The sequence below is a fragment of the Urechidicola sp. KH5 genome (genome assembly GCF_054661455.1).
On the sequence record NZ_BAAFSW010000002.1, the window covers coordinates 317,789 to 344,538 of the forward strand.

Annotated in this window: 23 protein-coding genes; 13 read left to right on the forward strand and 10 right to left on the reverse strand. The window is 34.0% G+C overall.

What is annotated here, in order from left to right:
- Positions 1-8: 8 nt before the first annotated feature.
- Both ACYQ5R_RS06000 and tig read left to right on the forward strand, forming a co-directional pair.
- The gene (locus ACYQ5R_RS06000) at positions 9-356 is read left to right on the forward strand and encodes a phage holin family protein (protein WP_460190014.1); all 348 of its coding nucleotides are present in this window, start codon (positions 9-11) and stop codon (positions 354-356) included.
- A gap of 116 nt (positions 357-472) precedes the next feature.
- Positions 473-1,795, forward strand: a complete 1,323-nt coding sequence (gene tig / locus ACYQ5R_RS06005; RefSeq protein WP_460190015.1) for a trigger factor — start codon at positions 473-475, stop codon at positions 1,793-1,795.
- A gap of 52 nt (positions 1,796-1,847) precedes the next feature.
- Here tig and ACYQ5R_RS06010 read toward each other — a convergent pair whose 3' ends face one another.
- Positions 1,848-2,336 carry a hypothetical protein gene (locus tag ACYQ5R_RS06010; RefSeq protein WP_460190016.1) on the reverse strand — a complete coding sequence of 163 codons (489 nt, stop codon included), beginning with the start codon at positions 2,334-2,336 and terminating at the stop codon, positions 1,848-1,850.
- Between the two features lie 131 nt (positions 2,337-2,467).
- Here ACYQ5R_RS06010 and clpP point away from each other — a divergent pair, with 131 nt between their 5' ends.
- The 3 genes from clpP to dnaG all read left to right on the forward strand — a co-directional run bounded on the left by clpP (position 2,468) and on the right by dnaG (position 6,428).
- A complete protein-coding gene (gene clpP, locus ACYQ5R_RS06015; RefSeq protein WP_460190017.1) occupies positions 2,468-3,130 on the forward strand; it encodes an ATP-dependent Clp endopeptidase proteolytic subunit ClpP in 663 nt (220 codons plus the stop codon).
- Positions 3,131-3,155: 25 nt separating this feature from the next.
- Complete coding sequence (gene clpX, locus ACYQ5R_RS06020) at positions 3,156-4,397, forward strand: ATP-dependent Clp protease ATP-binding subunit ClpX (protein ID WP_460190018.1); 1,242 nt, start codon at positions 3,156-3,158, stop codon at positions 4,395-4,397.
- 87 nt (positions 4,398-4,484) lie between these two features.
- A complete protein-coding gene (gene dnaG / locus ACYQ5R_RS06025) occupies positions 4,485-6,428 on the forward strand; it encodes a DNA primase (protein WP_460190019.1) in 1,944 nt (647 codons plus the stop codon).
- A gap of 416 nt (positions 6,429-6,844) precedes the next feature.
- Here dnaG and nadE read toward each other — a convergent pair whose 3' ends face one another.
- Positions 6,845-7,636, reverse strand: a complete 792-nt coding sequence (gene nadE / locus ACYQ5R_RS06030; RefSeq protein ID WP_460190020.1) for an NAD(+) synthase — start codon at positions 7,634-7,636, stop codon at positions 6,845-6,847.
- 59 nt (positions 7,637-7,695) lie between these two features.
- Here nadE and gldB point away from each other — a divergent pair, with 59 nt between their 5' ends.
- Both gldB and gldC read left to right on the forward strand, forming a co-directional pair.
- Entirely contained in the window at positions 7,696-8,655 is a 960-nt protein-coding gene (gldB, locus tag ACYQ5R_RS06035; protein WP_460190021.1) for a gliding motility lipoprotein GldB, read from the forward strand.
- 12 nt (positions 8,656-8,667) lie between these two features.
- Positions 8,668-9,003, forward strand: coding sequence for a gliding motility protein GldC (gldC, locus tag ACYQ5R_RS06040; RefSeq protein ID WP_460190022.1), 336 nt, complete (start codon positions 8,668-8,670; stop codon positions 9,001-9,003).
- Between the two features lie 4 nt (positions 9,004-9,007).
- Here gldC and folK read toward each other — a convergent pair whose 3' ends face one another.
- Positions 9,008-10,138 (reverse strand): 2-amino-4-hydroxy-6-hydroxymethyldihydropteridine diphosphokinase, encoded by a 1,131-nt coding sequence (gene folK / locus ACYQ5R_RS06045; protein ID WP_460190023.1) that lies wholly within the window; start codon positions 10,136-10,138, stop codon positions 9,008-9,010.
- Positions 10,139-10,213: 75 nt separating this feature from the next.
- On the opposite strand from folK, the gene sppA reads away from it, so the two are divergent.
- Positions 10,214-11,962 (forward strand): signal peptide peptidase SppA, encoded by a 1,749-nt coding sequence (sppA, locus tag ACYQ5R_RS06050; RefSeq protein WP_460190024.1) that lies wholly within the window; start codon positions 10,214-10,216, stop codon positions 11,960-11,962.
- A 325-nt stretch (positions 11,963-12,287) separates the two neighbouring features.
- On the opposite strand, the gene ACYQ5R_RS06055 is transcribed toward sppA, so the two are convergent.
- Positions 12,288-13,166: an AraC family transcriptional regulator gene (locus ACYQ5R_RS06055; protein ID WP_460190025.1), complete on the reverse strand. Its 879-nt coding sequence runs from the start codon at positions 13,164-13,166 to the stop codon at positions 12,288-12,290.
- 612 nt (positions 13,167-13,778) lie between these two features.
- Between ACYQ5R_RS06055 and ACYQ5R_RS06060 the strand changes: the two genes are divergently transcribed.
- Positions 13,779-14,366: a hypothetical protein gene (locus ACYQ5R_RS06060; RefSeq protein ID WP_460190026.1), complete on the forward strand. Its 588-nt coding sequence runs from the start codon at positions 13,779-13,781 to the stop codon at positions 14,364-14,366.
- Positions 14,367-14,412: 46 nt separating this feature from the next.
- On the opposite strand, the gene ACYQ5R_RS06065 is transcribed toward ACYQ5R_RS06060, so the two are convergent.
- From ACYQ5R_RS06065 to ACYQ5R_RS06090, 6 genes are all read right to left on the reverse strand, one after another.
- A complete protein-coding gene (locus ACYQ5R_RS06065) occupies positions 14,413-14,907 on the reverse strand; it encodes a dihydrofolate reductase (RefSeq protein WP_460190027.1) in 495 nt (164 codons plus the stop codon).
- A gap of 17 nt (positions 14,908-14,924) precedes the next feature.
- Complete coding sequence (locus tag ACYQ5R_RS06070; RefSeq protein ID WP_460190028.1) at positions 14,925-15,749, reverse strand: thymidylate synthase; 825 nt, start codon at positions 15,747-15,749, stop codon at positions 14,925-14,927.
- A gap of 143 nt (positions 15,750-15,892) precedes the next feature.
- Positions 15,893-17,254 (reverse strand): NupC/NupG family nucleoside CNT transporter, encoded by a 1,362-nt coding sequence (locus ACYQ5R_RS06075; RefSeq protein ID WP_460190500.1) that lies wholly within the window; start codon positions 17,252-17,254, stop codon positions 15,893-15,895.
- A gap of 39 nt (positions 17,255-17,293) precedes the next feature.
- Entirely contained in the window at positions 17,294-17,893 is a 600-nt protein-coding gene (locus tag ACYQ5R_RS06080; RefSeq protein WP_460190029.1) for a bifunctional nuclease family protein, read from the reverse strand.
- Between the two features lie 126 nt (positions 17,894-18,019).
- Positions 18,020-18,976: an electron transfer flavoprotein subunit alpha/FixB family protein gene (locus tag ACYQ5R_RS06085; protein WP_460190030.1), complete on the reverse strand. Its 957-nt coding sequence runs from the start codon at positions 18,974-18,976 to the stop codon at positions 18,020-18,022.
- Between the two features lie 29 nt (positions 18,977-19,005).
- Complete coding sequence (locus ACYQ5R_RS06090) at positions 19,006-19,752, reverse strand: electron transfer flavoprotein subunit beta/FixA family protein (RefSeq protein WP_460190031.1); 747 nt, start codon at positions 19,750-19,752, stop codon at positions 19,006-19,008.
- Positions 19,753-20,055: 303 nt separating this feature from the next.
- Between ACYQ5R_RS06090 and ACYQ5R_RS06095 the strand changes: the two genes are divergently transcribed.
- The 4 genes from ACYQ5R_RS06095 (at position 20,056) to ACYQ5R_RS06110 (ending at position 26,673) form a co-directional block, all read left to right on the forward strand.
- Positions 20,056-21,036, forward strand: a complete 981-nt coding sequence (locus ACYQ5R_RS06095; protein ID WP_460190032.1) for a pyruvate dehydrogenase complex E1 component subunit beta — start codon at positions 20,056-20,058, stop codon at positions 21,034-21,036.
- Between the two features lie 61 nt (positions 21,037-21,097).
- Positions 21,098-23,569 carry a DUF5686 and carboxypeptidase-like regulatory domain-containing protein gene (locus ACYQ5R_RS06100; RefSeq protein ID WP_460190033.1) on the forward strand — a complete coding sequence of 824 codons (2,472 nt, stop codon included), beginning with the start codon at positions 21,098-21,100 and terminating at the stop codon, positions 23,567-23,569.
- Positions 23,570-23,629: 60 nt separating this feature from the next.
- Positions 23,630-24,157, forward strand: coding sequence for an inorganic diphosphatase (locus ACYQ5R_RS06105; protein WP_460190034.1), 528 nt, complete (start codon positions 23,630-23,632; stop codon positions 24,155-24,157).
- 116 nt (positions 24,158-24,273) lie between these two features.
- The gene (locus tag ACYQ5R_RS06110; protein WP_460190035.1) at positions 24,274-26,673 is read left to right on the forward strand and encodes a sodium-translocating pyrophosphatase; all 2,400 of its coding nucleotides are present in this window, start codon (positions 24,274-24,276) and stop codon (positions 26,671-26,673) included.
- Positions 26,674-26,750: the final 77 nt, after the last annotated feature.

The window sequence follows — 26,750 nt, forward strand, 5'->3', positions numbered from 1 at the left end:
AACTACCTATGAAAACAATTCTTAAGATTTTATTGACCGCAGTAGCAGTTCTTATTTTAGAACACATTTTACCAGGTATATCGGTACCTGATTTTATGGCAGCTGTTATAGTTGCTGCTGTTTTAGGACTATTGAGAATAACAGTTAAACCGCTGTTGATCTTTTTTACTTTACCCGCAACCATTGTTACTTTAGGTCTTTTCTTATTTGTAATTAATGCGATAATTATTCTTATTGCAGACTATTTAATTGGTGATGGATTTCAAGTTGCAGGTTTCTGGTATGCATTACTTTTTAGTGTCCTTTTATCTTTTTTACAATCTGTTTTATTTTCTTTTGTTGAAAATCGTAATTAACTCCTAAAATAGAAACACTTATACCTTGTGAGATTGTATAAAAAGGCGTAATTTTGCACCCGCATTTATCGAGAGATAAGCGCATAAATTTAAAAAGATTTATAAAAGAATATCAAATGAATATTACCAAAGAAAGTATAGATGCCTTAAATGCAGTTGTAAAAATTGAAATTTCAGAGGCTGATTATCAAGACAAGGTAACTAAAATCTTAAAAGATTATAGTAAGAAAGCAGACGTTCCAGGTTTTAGAAAAGGGCATGTGCCTTTTGGTATGGTGAAAAAGCAATACGGTAAATCTGTTATGATTGATGAGGTGAATAAATTAATTCAAGATTCTTTGAATAAATTTTTAACAGAAGAAAAGTTAGATATTTTAGGAAATCCATTACCAAAAGTTCAAAACGATTTTTCTTGGGATGAAAAAGATTATTCTTTCGAGTTTGAATTAGGTTTAGCACCTCAATTTGATGTAAACTTAAATGCAAAAAAGAAGATTACTCAATATCAAATTGTTGCTGACGAAGAATTAATAGATAAAGAAGTAGAAAACTTACAACAACGTTTTGGTAAGTTGATAACAAAAGAAGAGGTTGAAGAAGGTGTTAAAATTGCTGGAACTTTTATAAACGAAGAGAAAGAGATTGAGAAAAAATACACTTTTGATTTAGCAGATATTAAAGGAAAAGTAAATCTTAAAAAATTCTTAGGTAAGAAAGTGGGCGATGTAGTTGCTTTAAAAACGAAAGGATTGTTTGTAGATGAGCACAAATTAATGGGTGCTACTGGTTTAGGTCATGATGAAGTTCATGGTTTAGAAATTCCTTTATCTTTAACTATCGAAGAAATTAACTATACTGAGTTAGCAGATTTAGATCAAGAATTATTTGATAAAATCTTTGGAGAAGGTGTGGTTAAAACTGTTACTGAATTAAGAGATCGTATCAAAGAAGATGCAGAAAAGCAATTTGAGTCTCAAGCAGATCAACAATTGCTAAATGCAATTACTGAGTATTTAATTGATAATACTAAGTTTGACTTACCTGCGGATTTCCTTAAAAAGTGGTTGGCAGTTGCAGGAGAGCAACCGTTAAGCGAGGAACAAGCAGCTGAAGAGTACAGCAAGTCAGAAAAAGGATTGCGCTACCAGTTGATAGAAGGAAACATTATTAGAGATAACGAATTAAACGTAACTTTTGAAGAATTAAAAGATTACGCAAAAGGATTTATCAAAGCGCAAATGGCACAGTATGGTAATATGAATCCAGAAGAGAAAGAATTGGATGATATTGCAGCAAGAGTATTAGGTAACCAAGACGAGGCTAAGCGTTTGCAAGAGCAATTAATTAGCTCTAAGTTATTGAAATTCTATAAAGAGAAAATGACTTTCAAAACAAAAGAAGTGAATTACGAAACGTTTGTTAAAGAAGTTTACAAATAAAAAGTAGAACAATTATAAAATAAGAACCGCCTCGAGTAATCAAGGCGGTTTTTTAATATCTCATTATATCTTCAATTCCTTCAGGAGTTACAAAAAATCCCGGACCTTCTTTCTGACAAAAGCCTTGAGTTATGTTTTGATTTAATTGATGACTTGGATTCGTAATTTTTAATTGACGAGCCATTTTTAATGCATCTGTCACATCCTTTGTTTTAACTCGTTCTTTTCCGTTGAGTTGCAACCAAACGGCCGCTCCTAAAAATCGTCGGCGTTGCTTCTCAACAGCATTCTTTTTTCTGAGAAAAGTAGATAGATTTTCAGGTATTACTTTTGGTTTCCTTTCTGTTATAGCAAATAAATCTGATGGATAACTACTGGGTTCTTGTGTTGGTGTTGGGTTTTTTATTTGTTCAGAAATTTCAGCTTGAATGTTTGGTGCTAGATCTAGAAATTCCGACAGTTTGTTGTCTACCCAAACTTGCTCTCCTGCGCATTTAAATTCAAATGAACCAATTTTCAACTCTATTTTTGATTGTGCCATAACCCAAGTATAACGTTTAGTTAGATCAAAAATAATAAAAATATAATGTCGGTTATAAAAAATTATGGGGTATGTATGACACTCAAAAAATTCGTATTTTTACACCCTATTTCATTTTTAAAATATATTCAATGAACTACGGAAAAGAGTTTAAAAAGTTTGCGATAAAACATCACGGAATTAATAGTATGTATTACGACAAACTTATAAGCAATGTAACTCCTTATATTATGGAAGAGCGTCAATTGAACATCACTCAAATGGACGTTTTTTCACGTTTAATGATGGACCGAATTATATTTTTAGGTTCAGCTGTCGACGATTATGTTGCAAATATTATTCAAGCACAATTGTTATTTTTAGAGAGTACAGATAACGCTAAAGATATATCTATTTATGTAAATTCACCAGGAGGTAGTGTGTATGCTGGTTTGGGTATTTATGATACCATGCAATTTATTAAACCAGATGTAGCTACAATTTGTACAGGTATGGCTGCTTCAATGGCTGCTGTATTAACATGTGCTGGTGCTAAAGGTAAGCGCTCTGCATTGCCGCATTCACGAATAATGATTCATCAACCATTAGGTGGTGCTCAGGGGCAAGCAAGTGATATTGAAATTACAGCTCGTGAGATTTTGAAATTAAAAGATGAATTGTATCAAATCATTGCAAATCATTCTGGTCAAACAGTTGAAAAGGTACATGAAGATTCAGATCGTGATTATTGGATGAAAGCCGCAGAAGCGAAGGCTTATGGTATGATTGATGAAGTGTTAGAGCGTAATAGCTAAGAAGAAAATAATTAGAAGTTGAAGTATGGCAAAAGAGGAAGCATTAGAGTGTTCGTTTTGTGGGCGTAAAAAAGCAGAAACCGATTTATTAATCGCAGGTTTAGATGCACACATTTGCGACAAGTGTATCGAGCAAGCGCATGGTATTGTGCTAGAGGAAGTAGCAGAAGGGAAAGCCAATAGCCTTTCATCTGAAATTGTTTTAAAAAAACCTGTTGAAATCAAAGCCTTTTTAGATCAATATATGATTGGTCAAACAGATGCCAAACGTGTAATGGCTGTTGCAGTTTACAACCATTACAAGCGTTTGTTGCAACAGAAAGGTAAAGATGATGACGATATTGAAATCGAAAAAAGTAATATTGTAATAGTTGGAGAAACAGGTACTGGTAAAACATTAATTGCAAGAACAATTGCACGCATGCTAAATGTGCCTTTTGCAATTGTTGATGCTACTGTACTTACTGAGGCAGGTTATGTTGGAGAAGATGTTGAAACAATTTTAACACGATTACTTCAAGCAGCAGACTACAATGTTGATAAAGCAGAAAGAGGTATTGTTTTTATAGACGAGATCGATAAGATTGCTCGTAAGGGTGACAATCCTTCTATAACGAGAGATGTTTCTGGTGAAGGTGTGCAGCAAGCCCTATTAAAATTATTGGAAGGTACTGTTGTTAACGTGCCGCCAAAAGGAGGTAGAAAACACCCAGATCAAAAGTTTGTAGAAGTAAATACAAAGAATATTTTATTTGTTGCTGGTGGTGCTTTTTCCGGTATCGATAAAGTTATCAGTAAACGCATGAATCAACAGGCAGTTGGTTACAGTGCCTCTATTGATGTAGATAAAGTAGAGACTGAAAACATGTTGCAATATGTATTGCCATCTGATTTGAAATCTTTTGGATTAATTCCCGAGATAATAGGTAGGTTACCTGTGCTTACGCATATGAATCCGTTGGATGAAGAAACACTAAGAGCAATTCTTACGGAACCGAAAAATTCAATTGTTAAGCAGTATATTAAACTATTTGAAATGGATGGTATTGCATTGACTTTTGATGAAAAGGCATTAAATTATATTGTTACCAAAGCTGTTGAATATAAGCTTGGAGCGAGAGGTTTAAGGTCTTTGTGCGAGGCAGTTCTTACAGATGATATGTTTGAATTACCAGGTACACATACAAAAGAATTACACATCACTAAAAAGTATGCTGAAACTAAAATTTCTAAAGCAAAACTTAAGAAGCTAAAAGCAGTTTCTTAACTTGAATACAGATAACTTTTAGGAGGCGTTTTTTAATTAAAACGTCTCTTTTTTTATGTATCTTTCATCCTCAATTTTCAATAGTTAATGATTTCAAGAAATACCATAGACCGCGTTTTTGAAGCAGCTCGAGTAGAAGAAGTTATCGGCGAGTTTGTTCAACTTAAAAAAGCGGGAAGTAACTTTAAAGGATTAAGTCCGTTTTCAGAAGAACGCACTCCTTCTTTTATGGTATCTCCGGTAAAGCAAATCTGGAAAGATTTTTCTACAGGTAAGGGTGGTAATGCTATTTCTTTTTTAATGGAGCATGAGCATTATTCATACCCTGAAGCTATTAGATACCTAGCTAAGAAATACAATATTGAAATTGAGGAAACAGAGCAAACTGATGAGCAAAAAGAGCAAGCCAACGAACGTGAGAGTATGTTTTTGGTTTCTGAGTTTGCGCGTGATTACTTTCATTCGAATCTATTAGAATCAGAAAAAGGCAAAGCCATCGGAAAAACCTATTTTGAAGAACGTGGGTATGATAATGAAATTATTAAGAAATTCGAATTAGGATATAGTTTAGACGAGTGGTCAGCATTTACTGATGCAGCGCAAAAAAAAGGGTATGATTTAAAATACCTAGAAAAAACAGGACTCACCATTGTAAATGAAACCAAAAAGTTTGACCGTTTCAAGGGCCGCGTAATGTTCCCAATTCACAGTATGAGCGGTCGTGTGCTTGGTTTTGGAGGTCGTATTCTTACAAGTGATAAAAAGGCAGCTAAATATTTAAATTCTCCAGAGAGCGATATTTATCATAAGAGTAAAGTTTTGTACGGTATTTACTATGCAAAACAATCTATTGCGAAAGAAGATAATTGTTATTTGGTAGAAGGTTATACAGATGTTATTTCTTTTCATCAAGCAGGTATAGAAAATGTGGTTTCTTCTTCAGGGACTGCTTTAACTCCTGATCAAATCAGATTAATCAGAAGATTGACTCCAAATATTACTATGTTATTTGATGGTGATGCAGCAGGGGTAAGAGCTTCTTTAAGGGGTATTGATTTGATTTTGGAACAAGGGATGAACGTACGAGTTGTTACATTTCCAGAAGGTGAAGACCCTGACAGTTTTTCAAAGCATCTTTCCACAGCTGAGCTAAAAGAATATTTAGATAAAAACAGTCAAGATTTTATAAACTTTAAGGTTTCATTATTAATGCAAGATGCGCAAAATGACCCAGTAAAGAAGGCAGGACTGATTCGTGATATTGTGGTGAGTATATCAAAGATACCAGATAGAATTAAACAGGAAGTCTATTTGCAGGAGTGTGCTCGTATAATGGAAATTTCTGAAAAGGTGTTATTTGACGAGTTAGCACAAATATTTAAAAAAGAAGTTCGCGAAGCATCTAAGAGACCTACCGCTCAAAAAATGCCGACAGCTCCGGTAATGAAAAAAGCAACTCCCCATGAAGAAGTGAATGAGTTGTTAAAGTACGAGCGAGAGATTATTAGAATATTATTGCTTTATGGGAATGAGCAAGCAGATTTTGAGGGCGAAATAGAGAAAAAAGATGGAACTTTTGAACGCGCTATTTATACAACGGATATTGCAAGAGAAATCTATTTGGATTTACAAGAAGATGAGACAAGTTTTACAAATGAGCTTTTTCAACAAGTTTATTTTGAAATGATTCATCAATTAAATCAAGATGAGAAATTGGTTGTAGAATCTTTTATCAATCACCCCGACCAACATGTGGCAGAAATGGTGACCCATATTTTAATGGAAGATGAGAAGTATAGTTTGAGCGATTGGGAAAAGAAAGAAATATATGTAAAAGGTAAAGATACCAATCTAGCTAAACTGGTAAAAGATGCGGTTTATAATTTGCGAAGAATTGCCATTGATTTAAAAATTAATTCTTGGAAAAGCCAGATGACACCTGCTGGCAATAACGGTCAACTATTAGATGAAATAGTACAACATACCGAACTAAAACGATTACTCTTTCAACAATTACACCGCGTAATTTGATAATTAGTGTCATAACGATTTGAATTGAACTTCTTATATTTGAATCAAAAAGAAAAAGACTACACTGCGGATTCTTTAAATTGCTATGTTATGAAATCAATAATCAATTACTTAAAAGTTTTGATTGTATTGATAAATGTGCCGTTTGCATTTACCAATGGATCAAAACAACGTTTAATAAAAAAAGCACGACTGCTTTTAAGAAATTAATACTATTTATTCTATTAAATCTTGTTATGTAAAGGTAGGGATTTTATGCCTTGAATTGTTCTATAGACGAATAAACACCTCCAAATAATGATTTTTATTAAAAAGCGAATTACATTATTAAAGCTATATATTAGTATTCCTTTTGCATTTACAAATGCGGGTAAACAGCGATTAAAAAAACGAATGCGAATAATGTTAAATACATTCTAACTTTTTAAATTATTTGGAATTTCACAAACTGGAATAGGCTCCATTTTATGTTTATTTGCAGTATTGAATCTTTTGTATATTACAAATACTTCCTGTTCCCTTCCATTAAAATCATCAGCAGTTTTTCCAGCATCATCCATAGCCATAGCCCATTCTAATTCTGGGTAAGAAGCTCCAATTTGATCTTCATCGGTTCTGTCATCCCCCCATAACCCATCGGTAGGAGGAGCATCTTGAATTTCTTGATGCACACCTAAATGGTTTGCTAACGCATATACTTCGGTTTTAACCAAGTCAGCAATTGGGCTTAAATCTACACCGCCATCTCCATATTTAGTGTAAAAACCAACACCAAAATCTTCAACTTTGTTACCAGTACCGGCAACTAGATAACCATGTAAAGCAGCAAAATAGTATAAAGAGGTCATACGTAAACGAGCTCTTGTATTTGCCAAACTCATAAATCGTTCTTCCTCATTTTCCACTTGAGGGAAAGCAGCAACTAAACTATCAAATACAGGAGTTAACTGCACTTGTTTCATGTGAACATTGCTAAAATTTTCTTGTAACCAGTTAATATGATTTAAAGCCCTACTTACCTGATTTGGGGCTTGGTGTATTGGCATTTCTAAGCATAAAACTTCCAGCCCTGTTTTTGCACAAAGTGTTGAAGTAAGAGCAGAATCAATTCCTCCAGAAACACCTATAACAAAGCCATTTACTCCAGCATTTTCAGCGTAAGATTTTAACCAATTAACAATATGATTTATAATTTTTTCAGCATCCATTTTAAACTATTTAGTATTTTTGCACGTTGTTATTTTTGATGTGTAAAGATACTAATTATATGAAAAGAGTATTGGTAGTTTTTCTTGTTTTATGCGGGCTCTATGCTTGTCAACCTGAAATGAAGAAAATTGTTGATGTGTCTGGTGTTGAGGTAGCTTTAAAGGTAAATAGATTCGATAAAGCTTTTTACGAAATGGATACTGCAAACTACAATCAAGTAAAAGCTGATTTTCCATATATGTTTCCTAAACAGATTGCAGATACAATACTAATGGCAAAAGTTTTTAATGAAGAAGAGCAGTATCTATATAAAGATGCTCAAATTGTTTTTAGTGATTTTAATGAAACCGAAAGTCAGTTAGAACAACTTTTTAAACACATCAAATATTACAGCCCAAATTTCAAAGAGCCCAGTGTAATTACGCATATTTCAAATTTAGATTATCAATTTCCGATTGTGTATGCAGATAGTTTATTGTTTTTGGCATTAGATATGTATTTGGGTTCAGATAATGAAGTGTATAGAGACTTTCCAGAATACTTAACAAACAACTATACAAAAGAGCGTTTGCAAGTAGATGTAGCGAGCGCTATTATTGATGCTAATTATGTTAAGAACACGGATAGACTTTTTCTGAATAGAATGGTATATGAAGGTAAGCGTATGTATTTGCTGCATCAGTATTTGCCAGAGGTTTCTGAGGCTGTTTTAATGGGCTGGACAGATATTAAATGGAATTGGGCAAAAGACAACGAAATTAATGTTTGGAAATACTTTATAGAAAAAGAGTATTTGTACAGTAATGATACCAATCTTAATGCACGCTTTATTTATACGGCACCTTTTTCAAAGTTTTATCAAGAGGCAGATTTAGACTCACCTGGACAAATTGGTATTTGGATGGGGTGGCAAATTGTGCGTGCATTTATGCAAAATAACGAGGTTAGTTTGGAGCATATGCTGGCTTTAAAACCAGAAGTAATATATAAAGAATCAAAATACAAGCCTGCAAAATAGGCAGAAGGAATTATGGCAATAAAGAAGAAATCAAAAATAGAATTTACTGTAGGTTTAGACGAGAATAATATACCAGAGGCATTGTCTTGGAGTGCAGAAGATGGTAATATAACTCATGCAGAGGCAAAAGCCTTATTAATTTCGGTTTGGGACTCTCAAAAAAAAGATACTTTAAAAGTAGACCTTTGGACAAAGGATATGCCTGTAGATGAAATGAAACAATTTTTCCACCAAACATTAGTGTCTATGGCTAATACATTTGAGACTGCAACTCAAGATGAAAAAATGAGTGCTACCATGCGCGACTTTTGTGATTATTTTGCTGAAAAACTAGAGTTGCATAAGTAGAAAACTAGCCTTTAAATTCAGAGATTTTATTAATAATGTTTTTGTAATCTTCTGGTTTATTTACAAAATCGAGATCCGATACATCTATAATTAATACATTTAAATCTTCTTGCGATTTAATAAACGTAGAATAACCTGCATGAATTTTTTCTAGATAAGTAGACTCAATATTTTGTTCGTAATCTCTACCGCGTTTTTTAATGTTTTCTAATAGTCGTTTGGTGTTTTGGTACAAATAAACATACACATCTGGCTTAGAAATTTCTTTGTACATTACATCAAATATTTTTCGATACAAGGCATATTCGTCTGCGTGAAGAGAAACTTGCGCAAAAATTAATGATTTAAAGATGTAATAATCTGAAACAATAAAGTTTTTGAATAAATCAAATTGAGCAAGATCATCTGAAAGCTGATTGTACCTATCTGCTAAAAAACTCATCTCTAATGGAAATGCATACCGCTCCATGTCTTTGTAGTACTTCGGTAAAAATGGATTATCCGCAAATCGTTCTAAAACTAGTTTCGCATTGTAATCATCTCCAATCATTTTAGAAAGAGATGTTTTACCAGCACCTATATTACCCTCTATAGCGATGTAATTATACTTTTCAAAAAGCGGAATTGGTCTTGTGAGTTGTTCTTCAATTTTTTCGATGTCAGAATGATCGTCACATTTTTGCAAACACATTAAAATAGTTTGCTTTTCAATAGGATGCTTTAAATTTGGAGCAATTTCTGTTAAAGGTACTAACACAAATTTTCTCTCTAACATTCTAGGGTGAGGTACTTTTAAATCGGGTGAAAAAATTATTTCATCATCAAAAAGTAATACGTCTAAGTCAATAGTACGAGATTTATATTCATCAGAATTATTGCGTTGTCTCCCTAATTTTTGTTCAATTTGAAGTAATTGTAGTAATAATTCTTCAGGATTTAAATTGGTTGATATCGCAATGCAACAATTCAAAAAATCATCAGCATTAAAACCCCAAGCCGCAGTCTTGTAAACTGACGAAATGCGTTTAACTGCACCTACTGAATCACTAAGAAAATTAATAGCTTGTTGTAAGTTTTGGAGCTTATCTCCCTGATTGCTTCCTAACGAGATGTATGTGTTTCTAACAATTTTCATTGAGTGATGCAAAGGAAATAAATGTACCTCATAAAAACGTATATTTGACAGTCAATTTATAAACAATTTTAATCAGTGAAATTTTTAAGAAATCTTTTAGCGAGCTGTTTAGGCACGGGTATAGCTTTTGTAGTTGTAATACTCTTATTTATTGGGTTTGTTTCTTTAGTTGGTAATGCAGAAAAAGTGGTGGTTAAATCAAATTCTGTTTTAAAGATTAATTTAAAAAAACGTGTACAAGATTATGCTCCTGCAAACAACCATCCTATGAGTGGATTAATTGAAGATGATAGGTTGCAAATGAGCCATATTTTAAATGCAATTGAAAATGCTAAAACAGATCCGAAAATTAAAGGTATTAGCATTGAGAATTTAGTTGTAAATGCTGGAGTTGCGCAATTGCAGAGTATTCGTAAAAAGCTTAAAGAGTTTAAAGAGTCTGGAAAATTTGTAACTGCTTATGCCGATTTGTATACCCAAAAAAATTACTATTTAAGTTCTGTTGCAGATGAAGTATATGTATTACCTTTTGGTAGTGTAGACTTTAGAGGCTTATCTACAGAGCGTATGTTCTATAAAGACTTTCAAGAAAAATTTGGTGTAAAGATGGAAGTCGTGAGACATGGTAAATACAAGAGTGCGGTAGAAGGCTATTTAGAAAACGAGATGAGTGAAGCGAATCGCGAACAGATTACATCTTTTTTAAATTCAATTTGGGCTACTTTTCTGAAAGATATTGGTGAAAGCAGAGAACTTTCTGAAGAGAATTTAAATCAAATTGCTGATGAACTTCTTGGTAGAAGTTCTGATTTGGCAATAGAGAATAAATTGATTGATGGAGGGATTTATAAAGATGATTATAATACCAAATTAAAAGAACTGGCAGGAGTAGATAAAATAAATACTGTTTCCATAGAGGATTATATATCATCTGGAAAAGGAGTAATGGAGGTAAAAGGGTTTAAGAATACTATTGCAGTAATTTATGCTCAAGGTGAAATGCTTTATGGTAAAGGAAATGAGCAATACATTGGGCAAGAAAGTATGGTAAAAGCCATTAAGAGCCTGCGAAAGAATAAAGGCGTAAAAGCTGTGGTGCTCAGAGTTAATTCTCCTGGTGGCGTAGCACTTACAGGTGATATTATTTTACAAGAATTAAATCTATTAAAAGAAGAAAAACCACTTGTTGTTTCTATGGGTGATGTAGCTGCTTCTGGGGGATATTGGATTTCTGCTAAGGCAGACAAAATATTTGCAGAACCTACAACTATTACAGGGTCTATTGGTGTATTTGGTACAATACCTAATATGAGTGGATTGGCAAGTGATTTGGGTATAAATGCAGAACAAGTTGCTACAAACAAACAGTCTATTTCATACAGTTTTTATGAACCAATGTCAGAGGCTTTTTACGAAGAGCAAAAAGAAGGGGTAGAAAGAGTGTATCAACAATTTTTAGAAATTGTGGCTGAAGGTCGAGATATATCTATTGAAGAAGCAGATCGTATTGCCCAAGGCAGAGTTTGGACTGGTAAAGAAGCTTTAGAGAATGGTCTAGTAGATGAATTAGGAGGCCTTGAAGATGCTATTAAAGCTGCTGCACTGCAGGCCGAAATAGAGGGTGATTATCGCATTTCTGAATATCCGAGGTACACCCAAACTATCAACGACGTCTTAGACGGATTTTTACTTGTTAAAACAAAAGAAGAAATTTTAAAAGAGGAGTTGGGCGTTCAAAATTACGAAATATACAATGAAGTTTTGAAAATGAGTCGATTAGAAGGAGTTCAAGCCTTGATGCCTTATGAAATTGTTATTAGATAGTTGTTTTTGTTAAAAAAACGTTAATCATCACTTGTTTTATTTTACCTTAGAACTATTTTAAATTAACCTTATAGTAACAAAGCAATTTTAATGGTGTTAAAATAGCATATAAAATTGAAAAATAACTTGTATTATAAAATATGTTTCCAACATATATTTGTAGTGTCAATAAGTAAGAATTGAATCTGATTCAATCACTACTACTTCAACACGTTCTTTATACATAGTTAGTTAAGTTAATTAAAAAAAGAGGCTATATTTATATGACCTCTTTTTTTGTTTTAGGCACTGCCTATACTATGTGTGAAAGAATACTTTGGTTACTTTATTTTTGAATAACCAATTGTTTCATTTCGTTTCTATACTTTAATGGACTCTTACCTGTAAATTTTTTGAATAATTTGTTAAAATGTGAGAAATTGTTAAATCCACTTTCAAAACAAACATCTGTAATGCTAGAATGACTTTCCGCTAATAATTTGGTTGCATGTACTACCCTAAATTCATTTACAAACTGTGTAAAGGTTTTTCCAGTTACCTTTTTATAGTATCGGCAAAATGCTGGAATTGTCATACTAACCTTGTCAGCAATTTCTTCTAATGGAATTGGCCTTTGAAAATTTTCGCGCACATAACTAAATACTACCTCAATCTTTAAATTATCTTGAGGTTTAATTTCAAAAGCATAACCATCTGCATTTAATAAGGTGTAATCCTCTGTATTTGCTAATTCGTTAAGTATTTTAAGGAATAATAAGATACGTTCAAAATTTGAAGTCTCATTTAGAGCAACTATTTTATCACCCAATCGACGCTTCGTCTCAATTCCAAACAAAATTCCTTTCTTCGCGCGTTCAAACAAGGTATGAATAGCAATCATTTCTGGTTTTTTGAAAAAGTCATCGCCTAAAAACTCTTTTTCAAATTGAACGATTGTTTCAGTACCACTTGTAGTGAATCTATCTGTAAATCCGCTATGTGGCAGATTTTCTCCAATTAAAATCAATTGACTATTGTTAAAATACGAAAGGTGGCTACCAATATGGCGCTTTCCTTTTGCTTTATTTACATATACCAATTCTAATTCTGGGTGAAAGTGCCAAAAAGGTAAATTATTTTCTACCTGCTCACTGTGCTGCTTTACAAGTAAAGAACTACCAAATTCTGGACTTATTTTTTCAAATGCTGGTTTTGGCGTTTTCATAGGGTTTGCCTTTTAAAATGCAAAATTACATAAAACACGTAACACTTCATATTGAATATTCACTTTTTAGTATATTATATTAACATATAGTTTAAGTAAAAGGTGTTTTAAGTGGCAATATTGTATATAAAAACCAATCTATAAATTTAGCTAATACGGCTTTTAGATTCAACTCTTGAGGTGCGAAAAAAATGTGAAAGCTAGATAATGAGTGTATATATTGAAGAGTTATTTTTTTGGAGTCATGTTCGTTTTGTGTAATAGTCAATTGATTTCTCAAAATTAGAAGAGGGTACGAATAGTATGATTTCTAAACACAGTAGCGAAACTTTTGAAAACTGAAAATCATAAACTTTCTTAAGAAATAATTAATAGGCCTAGAAAAGCTCTTTTTTTGTATCTACACTATAGCAACCTTTTTCTGTATTAAATTAACTATTAGTACATAATTATGTAGATTTTTGCCAAAAAAATACTCTATATTAACATTTATCATTCTTTTAAAATACAAACAGTGTTAAAAAAGCATAAAAATTTGAAAAAAATACTGTGTTTTAAATTTTAAACTCACCATAATTTTGTCTCAGAAATAATTGTTAAATCGAATTTATTATGAAAAGAGTATTTAAAATTTCAACAGTAGTAATTGCGTTAATTGTATCGTTACAAGTTAATGCAAAAAGTTTTGGGACATTAGTAGAAATTTCTAAAATCGAGAACACTCTAGTTAACTTTAAAGTTACTAATTTTAATGACAAAGTTTCTATTATTATTACCAACAATTATGGTGAAGTAGTTTATTCAGATGTTGCTCATGATGGTGTTTATTCAAAAAATTTCAATTTTGAATATCTAGCAGAAGGAGCCTATGAAATTACTTTTAAAGGAGATGTTAAAAGAGATATAACTGCGTTTTCAATTGTAGATCAAGAAGTTTTTTTAGGAGAATCTAAAGTGGTTTATAACCCAGCTGTAAATCAGATTGATAATATAATTACAATCAACAAGTTGTTAAATAGCGAAACAGATAATTTTGAAATTGCTTTATTTGATACTGCAGATAACTTATTATATAAAGAGAGTATTTCTGGAGAGCTAAGCGTAGGGAGAATGTATGATATTTCTCAATTAGAAACCGGAACTTATGGATTAGTAATGAGACATAACGGAGAAGTATTCTATCAAACAATTGTAAAATAATTTATAACAATACTTAATTTAATACATAAACAATTAGAGGAGCATTTTATAATGCTCCTCTTTTTTTGTATTGTACAAAACTATAATGGTGTTTGTTCTTTTCATCAGGTTCAAATTTGATTCTTGATACTTCTTCCCATTCAGTATCTCTAATTTCGGGGAAGAAAGCATCCGCTTCAAAAGTCTCATGTACTTCAGTAATATCTAATCTATCTGCCAAATCAAGAGCTTGCTTATATATCTGAGCGCCTCCAATTATAAACGGACTTTCATCTGCTTTTGCCACGTCTAAAGCAGCTTCTAAAGAATTTACAATTACACAGCCCTCTGCCGTATAATTTTTATTTCTAGTGATGATTACTGTTGTTCTATTAGGCAAAGGTTTGCCAATAGATTCATAGGTGTTTCTACCCATAATAATATGATGTCCTGTAGTTGTTTTTTTAAAACGAATTAAATCAGCAGGTAAATGCCAAATTAAATCATTGTCTTTACCCAATGCATTGTTTTCTGCTATTGCTGCAATTATTGTAATTACCATACTAACTTATTGCGAAATTAAACGGAAACGGCTCCTTTGATATGTGGATGTGGATTGTAGTTTACCAACTCAAAATCATCATAGGTAAAATCAAAAATACTTTTAATTTCAGAGTTCAATTTCATTTGAGGTAATGGTCTCGGATCTCTTGATAGTTGTAGGTTAATCTGTTCGAGATGATTGTTGTATATATGAGCGTCTCCAAAAGTATGTACAAAATCACCTGGTTCTAAATTGCATACCTGAGCCATCATTAAAACTAATAAGGCATAAGAGGCAATATTGAAAGGTACGCCTAAAAAGATATCTGCACTACGTTGGTACAGCTGACAAGATAATTTGCCATCGGCAACATAAAATTGAAAGAATGCATGACAAGGAGGTAAAGCAGCTTTGTTATTGGCTACATTTTCTGCAAAAGAAACCGATGTATCTGGCAATACGCTAGGATTCCATGCAGAAACAATAAGTCTTCTACTGTCTGGGTTGTTTTTTATTTGCTCTATAACACCAGCAATTTGATCAATTCCATCGCTATTCCAATTACGCCATTGGTGCCCATACACCGGACCTAAATCACCATTTTTATCGGCCCATGCATCCCAAATTTTAACCTTGTGCTCCTGTAAATAAGCGATATTAGTTTCGCCTTTTAAAAACCATAACAACTCATGAATTATAGATTTTAAATGCAATTTTTTAGTGGTTACCATAGGGAACCCCTCAGATAAATCAAATCGCATTTGATAGCCAAAAACACTGCGTGTACCAGTACCTGTTCTGTCTGTTTTTTCAAACCCGTTTTCTTTTACGTGTTTGATTAAATCTAAATATTGTTTCATGTAATTGGATTAAATTTTGAACACACTTCTGCAATCTAAAAAGGTGCTCTGTAAAAATAAAAAAGCTTCGATTATTTCAATCGAAGCTTTTCTTATTTATATAAAAAGTTATCAACTAATTGGTCATAACTTTAGTTGAGAATTTACCCAATAATCATTCCTGCAATAGTTGCCGAAATTAAAGAAGCAATAGTACCTCCAATCAAGGCTTTCATACCAAATTCTGATAACGTTTTGCGTTGTCCCGGAGCTAATGATCCTATTCCACCAATTTGAATGCCAATAGAAGCAAAGTTTGCAAAACCACACAGCATATAGGTAGCCATAATTATTGACTTATTGTATTTTAAATGAGTAACATTGGAAACGTCTTTTAGCTCTGCTAATTGTATGTATCCTATAAACTCACTTGCTGCTAATTTGATACCTAATAGTTGTCCCATCATCATCATATCCTCTTTTGCAACACCTATTAACCACATTAACGGAGCGAAAATAGTACCTAGAATTGCTTCTAAAGACAATTCTGGATATGATGTGTTTGTAGCCATCCAGTTATTGAAGGTTGTGATGTCGCCAATCCAACCAAGTATACCGTTTATCATAGCTATAAAAGCAACAAACACCAATAACATAGCACCAACATTAACCGCTAATTTTAATCCTTCGGTTGTTCCGTTAGAAATAGCATCTAAAATATTTGTTCCGATTTTATCCGAAGAAACATTTACATCGGTATTAACTTCTTCTGTTTGTGGATATAGAATTTTTGAAATGACTATAGCGCCTGGTGCTGCCATTACAGAGGCTGCTAGCAGGTGTTTTGCGTAAAGTATTCTAAGTGCTTCGTCTTCGCCTCCTAAAAAGCCAATATAAGCAGCCAAAACTGCTCCAGCTACGGTTGCCATACCACCTATCATAACCAATAGCATCTCTGAGCGATTCATCTTTTCTAAATATGCTTTTATCAATAAAGGAGCTTCTGTTTGTCCCAAGAAAATATTACCTGCAACACTTAAACTCTCCGCACCAGATATTTTTAAAATTTTAGAAAGCCCCATTGCCATGAGTTTTACTACTTTTTGAATTACACCTAGGTAGTATAAAACAGATGTTAAGGCAGAAAAGAATAGAATGGTCGGCAATACTTGAAAGGCAAATATGTAACCAAAAGTATCCATGTCATCTACCAATCCTTCAAAAAGAAATTTACTACCAGTTCTAGTAAATTCTAAAACACTTACAAATATTTTTCCAACCCCTTCAAAGGCACTTTGAATGAAAGGTATTTTTAATACACCTATAGCAATAGTTAATTGTAATGCTAAGCCTATAACAGTAGTTTTCCAATTGATTGCTTTTTTATTGGCGCTAAATAAATAAGCTATGGCTATTAAAACAATCATTCCTAAACCGCCTCTTAAAATCGAGCTTAAACTTGCTCCTTGACTTGGTATAATGCTCCCCGCTTCTTGAGCTTGGGTCAAACCATAGCTAAAAAGCATACCCAAAGAGAGTAACAATTTCTTATTCATAGTGAAAGGTTATTTGTTTCGTTTGTTTATTTCATCTCTTAAACGAGCTGCTAATTCGTAGTCTTCGTTAGCAATGGCATCGTCGAGTTGTTTGAGAAGATTTTCAACAGTTTCAGATGAGTAAGAAGATTCTTCAACAGGTTCAGTAATTAAATCACCCAGAACAATATTTTCGTCTTCAATTTCTTCATCTTTTAATTTTAAGTAAACTCCGGCCTTGTCTAAAATATTTTCATAGGTGAAAATAGGTGCGTTGAATCTGGTAGCTAAGGCAATTCCATCTGAAGTTCGAGTATCAATAATTTCTTCAATACCATCTCGCTCACAAATTAAACTTGAATAAAAAACACCATCCACTAATTTATGAATGATCACTTGCTTTATAACAATGTGAAATCTATCAGCAAAACTTTTAAATAAGTCATGCGTTAAGGGTCTTGGTGGTTTGATTTCTTTTTCAAGCGCTATGGCAATACTTTGGGCTTCAAAAGCTCCAATAACTATAGGAAGTGTTCTTGAACCATCAACTTCACTCAATACTAAGGCATACGCACCACTTTGGGTTTGACTGTATGAAATGCCCTTTATATCTAATCTTACTAAGCTCAATCTAAAGTTGTTTACAGTTTAAAGTTATAAAAAAAAGCTGTCTAATTCAAGACTTTTAAGAAGTCCATAATTAGACAGCTTTTCGCGGCACAAGTTACTAAAATTTGTGTACTTGGTTACACAGAATTATTGTGCAGCTTTAAAACTTTTTAACTTATCTATTAATGCAGGCACAACTTCAAAAGCATCACCAACAATACCGTAATCTGCAGCTTTAAAGAATGGAGCCTCAGCATCTGTGTTGATAACTACTTTTACTTTAGAGGCGTTAATTCCCGCTAAATGTTGAATGGCACCAGAAATTCCAATTGCAATGTACAGGTTAGAAGAAACAGGCTTTCCTGTTTGTCCTACGTGCTCACTATGTGGTCTCCAACCCAAATCACTTACGGGTTTAGAACAAGCGGTAGCGGCTCCTAAAACATCTGCTAAGTCTTCTACCATTCCCCAGTTTTCGGGTCCTTTTAACCCTCTACCTGCAGAAACCACAATTTCTGCATCAGCAATGGCAACTTTACCAGAAGCTTGATCTACAGAAACAGAGCTAATGCTACTATTGTTTGCTGGAGCATCAAATGAACTTATATTGGCTGTGGCAGCGTTTTCATGAACGCCAAAAGAGTTTTTAGCCAAACCAATTACTTTAATAGCAGAGTTTATAGTCGTATGATTAAAAGCTTTGCTTGAAAAAGCCTTACGCTTTACAGTAAACGGAGCTGTGCTGCTTGGGGCTTCTACTACGTTAGAAGCTAAACCAGCGTCTAATTGTACAGCTACCATAGGTGCAATACTCAAACCATTTGCACTTGAATCGATTACAACAACTTCTGCGTTTTGAGCTTTTGCAGCAGCGCTAACAGCACCTGCAATTCCCTTTGCATCGTTGCCTAATTCACCGTTTGATACAGTAATAATTTCTGCAGCGCCATACGCTTGTAATTCACTACTATCAATTGCATTAATGGTAAGCACTACGAGATTTGTATTTAATTGTTCAGCTACTTTTTTACCATAAGATGTAGCTTCGAATGCTGCTTTTTTGAAAGCACCATTTACAGATTCGGCATATACTAGAACTGACATATTTTTTGAATTTAAATTTAAAATTAGGATTAAATTACTTTTGCTTCGTTGTGCAGTAAATTAACAAGCTCGTCAATATTTGCAGCATCTACCATTTTACAAGCAGCTTTTGGGGCTGGTTTTTCAAATTTTGAAGCAGCAGTGGGATTGTCAAAAGCAACTGCCGTTGCAACCTGCAGAGGTTTTTTACGTGCCATCATAATACCACGCATGTTTGGTATTTTAAGATCTTTCTCTTCTACCAAACCTTTCTGACCACCAATTACCAAAGGTAGGTTAGAAGTCAAAGTTTCTTTACCTCCATCAATTTCTCTAACGCCCGTAGCGCTATTACCATCTATATCTAAACCAACACAAGCGTTGATAAAATTCCAATCTAATAAAGTAGCCAGCATTCCTGGTACCATGCCACCATTATAATCTATCGATTCTTTACCGCACATTACAAGGTCGTAACCTCCTTCTTGCACTACATTGGCCAATTGTTTAGCTACAAAAAAACCATCAGATGGTGCAGCATCTACTCGCACTGCATTGTCTGCACCTATAGCTAATGCTTTTCGTAAAGTAGGTTCAACAGAGGCATCTCCAACAGTTGCTACAGTTACATTTGCACCTTGTTGCTCTTTAAACCACATGGCTCTTGTAAGGGCAAATTCATCGTACGGATTGATCACAAATTGAACACCATTCGTATCAAATTTGGTGTCGCCATCAGTAAAATTAATCTTAGATGTCGTGTCTGGAACATGACTAATACATACTAATATTTTCATATTTCTATCTTTTAAAAAATTGAGAGTTATAAGCTCGTGACGAAGTTAGTACTTTTTTTCTAAAATACTATGCATGCATAATAAAATATTTGTTAAATTTTTATTTCTTCAACAAAAAAGAGCCTCTTTTAAGAAGCTACAAATTTCGCTATTTATTATTTGAATACAATGTGTTAAATGGCTGAAATAATTATGAATATGGATTCATAGGCTACATATTAGTTCTGCACCATTTATTGTAAAAAAAGCACATATATTTTGAGGTAATTTTTTTATTTTTGCGTACTCAAAATTAGACACTACATGAAGACAATACAATTTAGAGAAGCTATTTGCGAAGCAATGAGTGAAGAAATGCGTCGCGACGAGTCGATTTACTTAGTTGGAGAAGAGGTTGCAGAATATAACGGAGCGTATAAAGCTTCTAAAGGAATGTTAGACGAGTTTGGTGCAAAAAGAGTTATTGATGCTCCTATTGCTGAACTTGGTTTTGGTGGTATTGCGGTAGGTTCTGCCATGAATGGTAATAGACCAATTGTAGAGTACATGACTTTTAACTTCTCTTTAGTAGGTATTGATCAGATTATTAATAATGCTGCTAAAATTCGTCAGATGAGTGGTGGTCAATTTAACTGCCCTATCGTATTTAGAGGTCCTACAGCTTCTGCGGGACAGTTAGGAGCTACGCACTCGCAAGCGTTTGAAAACTGGTTTGCAAACACACCAGGTTTAAAAGTTATTGTTCCTTCTACACCTTATGATGCTAAAGGATTATTAAAAGCAGCTATTAGAGATGATGATCCAGTTATATTTATGGAGTCTGAGCAAATGTATGGTGATAAAGGTGAAGTGCCAGAAGGTGAATATGTATTGCCAATTGGTGTTGCTGATATTAAAAGAAAAGGTACGGATGTAACGGTAGTTTCTTTTGGTAAAATTATTAAAGAGGCACACAAAGCAGCAGAGGCTCTCGAAAAAGAAGGTATTTCAATTGAAATTATCGATTTAAGAACGGTACGTCCTATGGATCACGATGCCATTTTTGAATCTGTAAAGAAAACAAATAGATTAGTAATTTTAGAAGAAGCGTGGCCATTTGGTAGTGTATCTTCGGAAATTACGTATCAAGTACAAGAAAATATATTCGATCATTTAGATGCACCTATTAAAAGAATAACAACAGCTGACACACCAGCACCGTACTCTCCTGTATTGTTAGAGGAGTGGTTGCCGAATGCTAACGATGTTATTAAAGCTGTTAAAGAGGCGATGTACGTAAAATAAACCTCTATCTCAAAGCGTTTAAAACCTTTCAGATACTCTATTTGAAAGGTTTTTTATTTATATGAAATATCTAACCCTTACCATAGCACTCCTATTTACAACTCTTTTGTTTTCTCAAACAAGAGTGGGTGGCGTAGTGGTAGACTCTAAGGATGAACCGATACCTTTTGCCACAGTAGTATTTTTAAACTCTACCGTAGGAACCGTATCTGACGAAAATGGAAGGTTTTATTTAGAACACGATGGTAATTATACCACCATAGAAGTTTCATTTTTAGGATATGAAACGAAGCAGCTAAAGATTAAATCTCGTGATTTAGATTTAAGGATTATTTTAAACGAAGCAGCAAGCGAGCTGAAGGAAGTAGTTGTATATTCTGGTAAAGTAAAAAATAAAGGGAATCCTGCGATTGCTATTCTCGAAAAGATTTGGGCTCGTAAGAGGCAAAATGGCACCTATCTTTTTGATCAATATCAATACGAAAAATACGAAAAACTCCAGTTTGATTTGAACAATGTGGATAGTGTTACTAAGAGTCGAAAGCTGTTTAGAGGCATGGAGTTTATTTTTGAGAATGTAGATACTTCTCGAATTACAGGTAAAGCCTATTTACCAATATTTATAAATGAAGCAATTTATAATACCTTTGGTAATAATGTTACAAATAAAAAACGCGAAGATCTAGTAGCGAATAAAAATTCTGGTTTCGAAACCAATCAGCATGTCATTGCATATGTAAAAGACTTGTATGTAGATTACAATATTTACAATAACTACATCAAGATTTTTGACAAGAGTTTTGTGAGTCCACTTTCTAAAACCGGTCCGATTAGCTACAATTATGTGTTGGCAGATAGCGCTTATATAGAAGATAAATGGTGCTATAATATTGTGTACTATCCTCGTAGAAAGAACGAATTGACCTTTAAAGGAGATTTCTGGGTGAACGATAAAACCTTTGCCATTAAAGAAATAAACATGCATGCTAGTAAGAGTGCAAACATCAATTGGATTAAAGATATTTATATTGAACAAGAGTTTGAAGTATTAAACGATTCTGTGTTTTTATTAAAGCGTGATTATATGCTCTCTGATTTTAGCTTTGGTAAAAAGGAAAAGAACAAAGGTATGTATGGGCATAGAACAACTATGTACCAGAATTACCAGTTTAATATTGATAAAGGTGAAGAGTTTTACAAAGAAGAGTCCAATAAATACGAAGAAGCAATTTATGTAAAGCCCGACGAATATTGGGAAGAAAATCGGCAAGAAAAACTGTCTGAAGATCAAGAGGGAATTTATGAGATGTTAGATACCTTGGCTACTGTTCCTAAATTTAAACGCTTGACAAATTTGGTCACTATTTTAGGTTCTGGTTATATAGAGGTAAATAACTTTGATTTAGGTTCAATATATTCTATAATAGGAACGAATGATGTAGAAGGCTTGCGATTTAGAGTAGGTGGACGAACGTATTTGGGTGGTAACGAACCTTGGCGTGTTCAAGCTTATGGAGCTTATGGTACTAAAGACAATCAGTTTAAATATGGGGTTTCGGCTAAGTGGATGGTAGAGCCTAAGAAACGAGTCATTTTGAGTGTTGGTACCAAACGAGATATCGAACAAATTGGTGTGAGTCTTACATCTACCAATGATGTGTTGGGTAGAAGCTTTGCTTCGTCTGCCTTCTTTACTACGGGGGTTACAGACCAATTATCATCTATTAATTTGACCAACGGATTCGTATCTATGGAGCCCAAAAAGAATGTTGCCTTTAGAGTAGGATCATCTTATAGAACATTAAAATCGGCATCGCCAAACTTTAATCTAGATTTTATAAATGATGATGGCGAGATACAATCTGAGTTAACTCAATATACTTTAGATTTTACGTTGCGTTTAACACCTAAACGCCAAACAATTGGGTATGGTGTAGAACGCAATGATGTTAATCAAGATTACGCTACTATTTTCTTGAATTACCAACGTGGTATTAAGGGGCCTTTTGATAGCGATTTTGATTACAATAGAGTGCAATTGTATTATCGTCAGCCATTTTTAGTAGGCGGATTTGGTCGCACCTTTGTAACTTTTGAAGCAGGAAAAATATTTGATCCTGTTTCACTTGGTTTATTGAGCGTGGTACCTGGTAACCAAACCTATTTCTTGGCAGACAACACCTACTCATTGTTAAATTATTATGAATTTGTAACAGACACGCACGCTTCTTTACATTTAGAACATCACTTTAATGGTCGTTTTTTATCTAGAGTGCCGCTTTTAAGAAAATTGAATTTACGAGAGATTGTTGGTATAAAAGGAGTATGGGGTCAAATTTCAGATGATAATAAAGCTATTAATGCCTCAGATGTAGAATACCTCGCTCCAGAAGATATTTACTACGAATACAGTGCTGGTATCGGCAATATTTTTAAAGTATTTAGACTTGATTTTATATGGCGTGGTAGTTACCGCACCTTACCCGATGCACGAAACTTTGGAATTAGAGGTTCTTTTGGGTTTTATTTTTAGAAAACACTTGTCATAACAAGTGATTATCACTACTTTTGCCCACCTAATTTTTAGATGATTATGACGATTAGTAAGAACAAGACCGTTGATGTGTTGATAGAAATTCCTAAGGGAAGTAGAAATAAATATGAGTACGATTTCGATTTAAAGAAAATTCGTTTTGACCGTATGTTGTTTTCTTCAATGATGTATCCTGGAGATTACGGGTTTATTCCTGAAACCTTGGCCTTAGATGGAGATCCATTAGATGTATTGGTATTAATGCATGAGCCAACATTTCCAATGTGTGTTATGGAAGTAAGACCAATTGGCGTGTTTCATATGACAGATGAGAAAGGTCCAGATGAAAAACTAGTATGTGTTCCAGTATCAGACCCAATTTGGAGCAAGAAAAACGACATTTCTGAATTAAATCCACACAGATTAAAAGAGATTGAGCACTTCTTTCAAGTGTATAAAGATCTAGAAGAGAAGAAAGTAGATGTAGGTGGATGGGGAGACGTTCAAGAAGCTTTAGATATCTTAGAAAAATGTATCAAACGTTACGAAGATAGCGACCATAAAACAAAAGGTAATTTTACCATTTAAGCGCCTTTATTTTACATAAAATTAAACCTCCTAAGAACCATGTTTTTAGGAGGTTTTTTATTCTCGGCTATTTTGCTACATTTGTTGGTCAAATAATTTAACTAATAGAATAACATATGGAATCTAACATTATTTATGTACCAATTGCATTGTCAATTTTGGGGCTCATTTTTATGTTCGCTAAAATGGCATGGGTAAAAAAACAGGCAGCCGGAAACGAGCGCATGCAAACCATCTCTAAAAGTATTAAAGATGGAGCCTTAGCGTTCTTAAATGCAGAATACAGATTATTACTCATTTTTGCCATTATAGCCGCTGTGTTATTATATGTGGTTTCTTCTATTGTAGAAACTACAAGCTGGATGATTGTACCAGCATTTATATTTGGAGCAGTGTTCTCTGCCTCAGCGGGTAATATTGGTATGCGTATTGCAACCGATGCAAATGCAAGAACAGCAGAAGCTGCTAAAACAAGCTTGCCACAAGCTTTAAAAGTTTCTTTTGGAGGTGGTACTGTAATGGGACTTGGAGTTGCAGGTTTAGCAGTTTTAGGATTAAGTTTAATCTTCTTATTTTTTGTTGGTCAGTTTGTGACCGACGGAGGTAATTTTTATAATGATATGACTGTAGTGCTAGAGGCCTTAGCTGGTTTCTCTTTAGGTGCTGAGTCTATTGCTTTGTTCGCTCGTGTTGGTGGTGGTATCTATACCAAAGCGGCCGATGTAGGTGCGGATTTAGTAGGTAAGGTAGAAGCAGGTATTCCTGAAGACGATCCACGTAACCCTGCAACAATTGCAGATAACGTTGGAGATAACGTAGGAGATGTTGCTGGTATGGGAGCCGATTTATTTGGTTCATACGTAGCAACTGTATTGGCAGCTATGGTATTGGGTAACTACGTGATTAAAGATATGACAGACGTTGCTGGTTCGTACAGCGATGCGTTTAATAACATGGGTCCAATCTTATTGCCATTGGTAATTGCAGGGGTTGGAATCTTAGCGTCTATTATTGGTACCTTCTTGGTGAAAATTAAAAACAACGATGCTAAAGAAGCACAAGTACAATCTGCATTAGATTTAGGGAACTGGGTGTCTATTGGTATTACTTTAGCAGCGAGTTATTTCTTAATCACTTGGATGTTACCAGAAACGATGAATATGAAATTCTTTGGAGAAGGTTATATTGAAGTTTCTTCTATGAATGTGTTTTATTCGGCTTGTATTGGTTTAGCGGTTGGAGCATTAATTTCTATGGTAACAGCTTACTATACATCACTAGGTAAAAAACCAGTATTAGATATAGTACAAAATTCAAGTACGGGTGCTGCAACCAACATTATTGCAGGTTTAGCTGTGGGTATGAACTCTACGTTCTTATCTGTAATCTTATTTGCTGCGGCCATTTTTGGTTCGTATGAATTAGCAGGATTCTACGGAGTTGCATTGGCAGCTTCTGCTATGATGGCTACAACAGCAATGCAGTTGGCTATTGATGCTTTCGGTCCAATTGCCGATAACGCTGGTGGTGTTGCAGAAATGAGTGAGTTAGAAAGTCACGTAAGAGAGCGTACAGATATTTTAGATTCTGTTGGTAATACAACAGCAGCAGTAGGTAAAGGATTTGCCATTGCCTCTGCAGCATTAACAGCTTTAGCTTTATTTGCAGCTTATGTAACCTTTACAGGTATTGACGGGATTAACATCTTTAAAGCCGATGTATTGGCCATGTTATTTGTAGGTGGTATGATTCCGGTTGTTTTCTCTGCATTGGCTATGAAGTCTGTTGGGAAAGCAGCAATGGAAATGGTGCAAGAAGTGCGTCGTCAGTTTAAAGAGATTCCTGGTATTATGGAAGGAACGGGTACTCCAGAATATGCAAAATGTGTAGATATTTCTACCAAAGCAGCCTTAAAAGAAATGTTGATTCCCGGATTGATTACTATTATCACACCAATTATTATTGGGTTGGCATTTGGTGCAGAGCCTTTAGGAGGTTATATGGCAGGTGTATGTGTTAGTGGTGTAATGTGGGCGATTTTCCAGAACAATGCTGGTGGTGCTTGGGACAACGCTAAAAAGTCTTTTGAAGCAGGTGTAGAGATTGATGGAGAAATGACTTTTAAAGGATCTGAAGCGCACAAAGCTGCGGTAACTGGTGATACCGTTGGTGATCCTTTTAAAGATACTTCTGGGCCATCTATGAACATTTTAATTAAGTTAACCTGTTTGGTAGGTTTGGTAATAGCACCAATTTTAGGTGGACATTCTATGGAAGAGCATACAGCTCATGAAGTTGAAAAAGAAGTTAAAGTTGAGGTACATGCAGACCAAAATGAGGTATTAAAAGGAACGATTACTATTATCTCTGAAAAAGATGGTGAAACTATTGAAGTTTCTACAGATATTGAAGGAACTCAAGAAGAAATAGATGCACAAATAGATGCTTTAGAAGGCGAAGTTAAAGATGGCGATAAAGTAGAAGTGCACATTGAAAAGAAAGTGGTTAAAGAATAATTAATTCTATAACTATAGAAATTAAAAAGCCAGCTTTAAGCTGGCTTTTTTGATTTTTAAAAGGTGCATTGTGGACT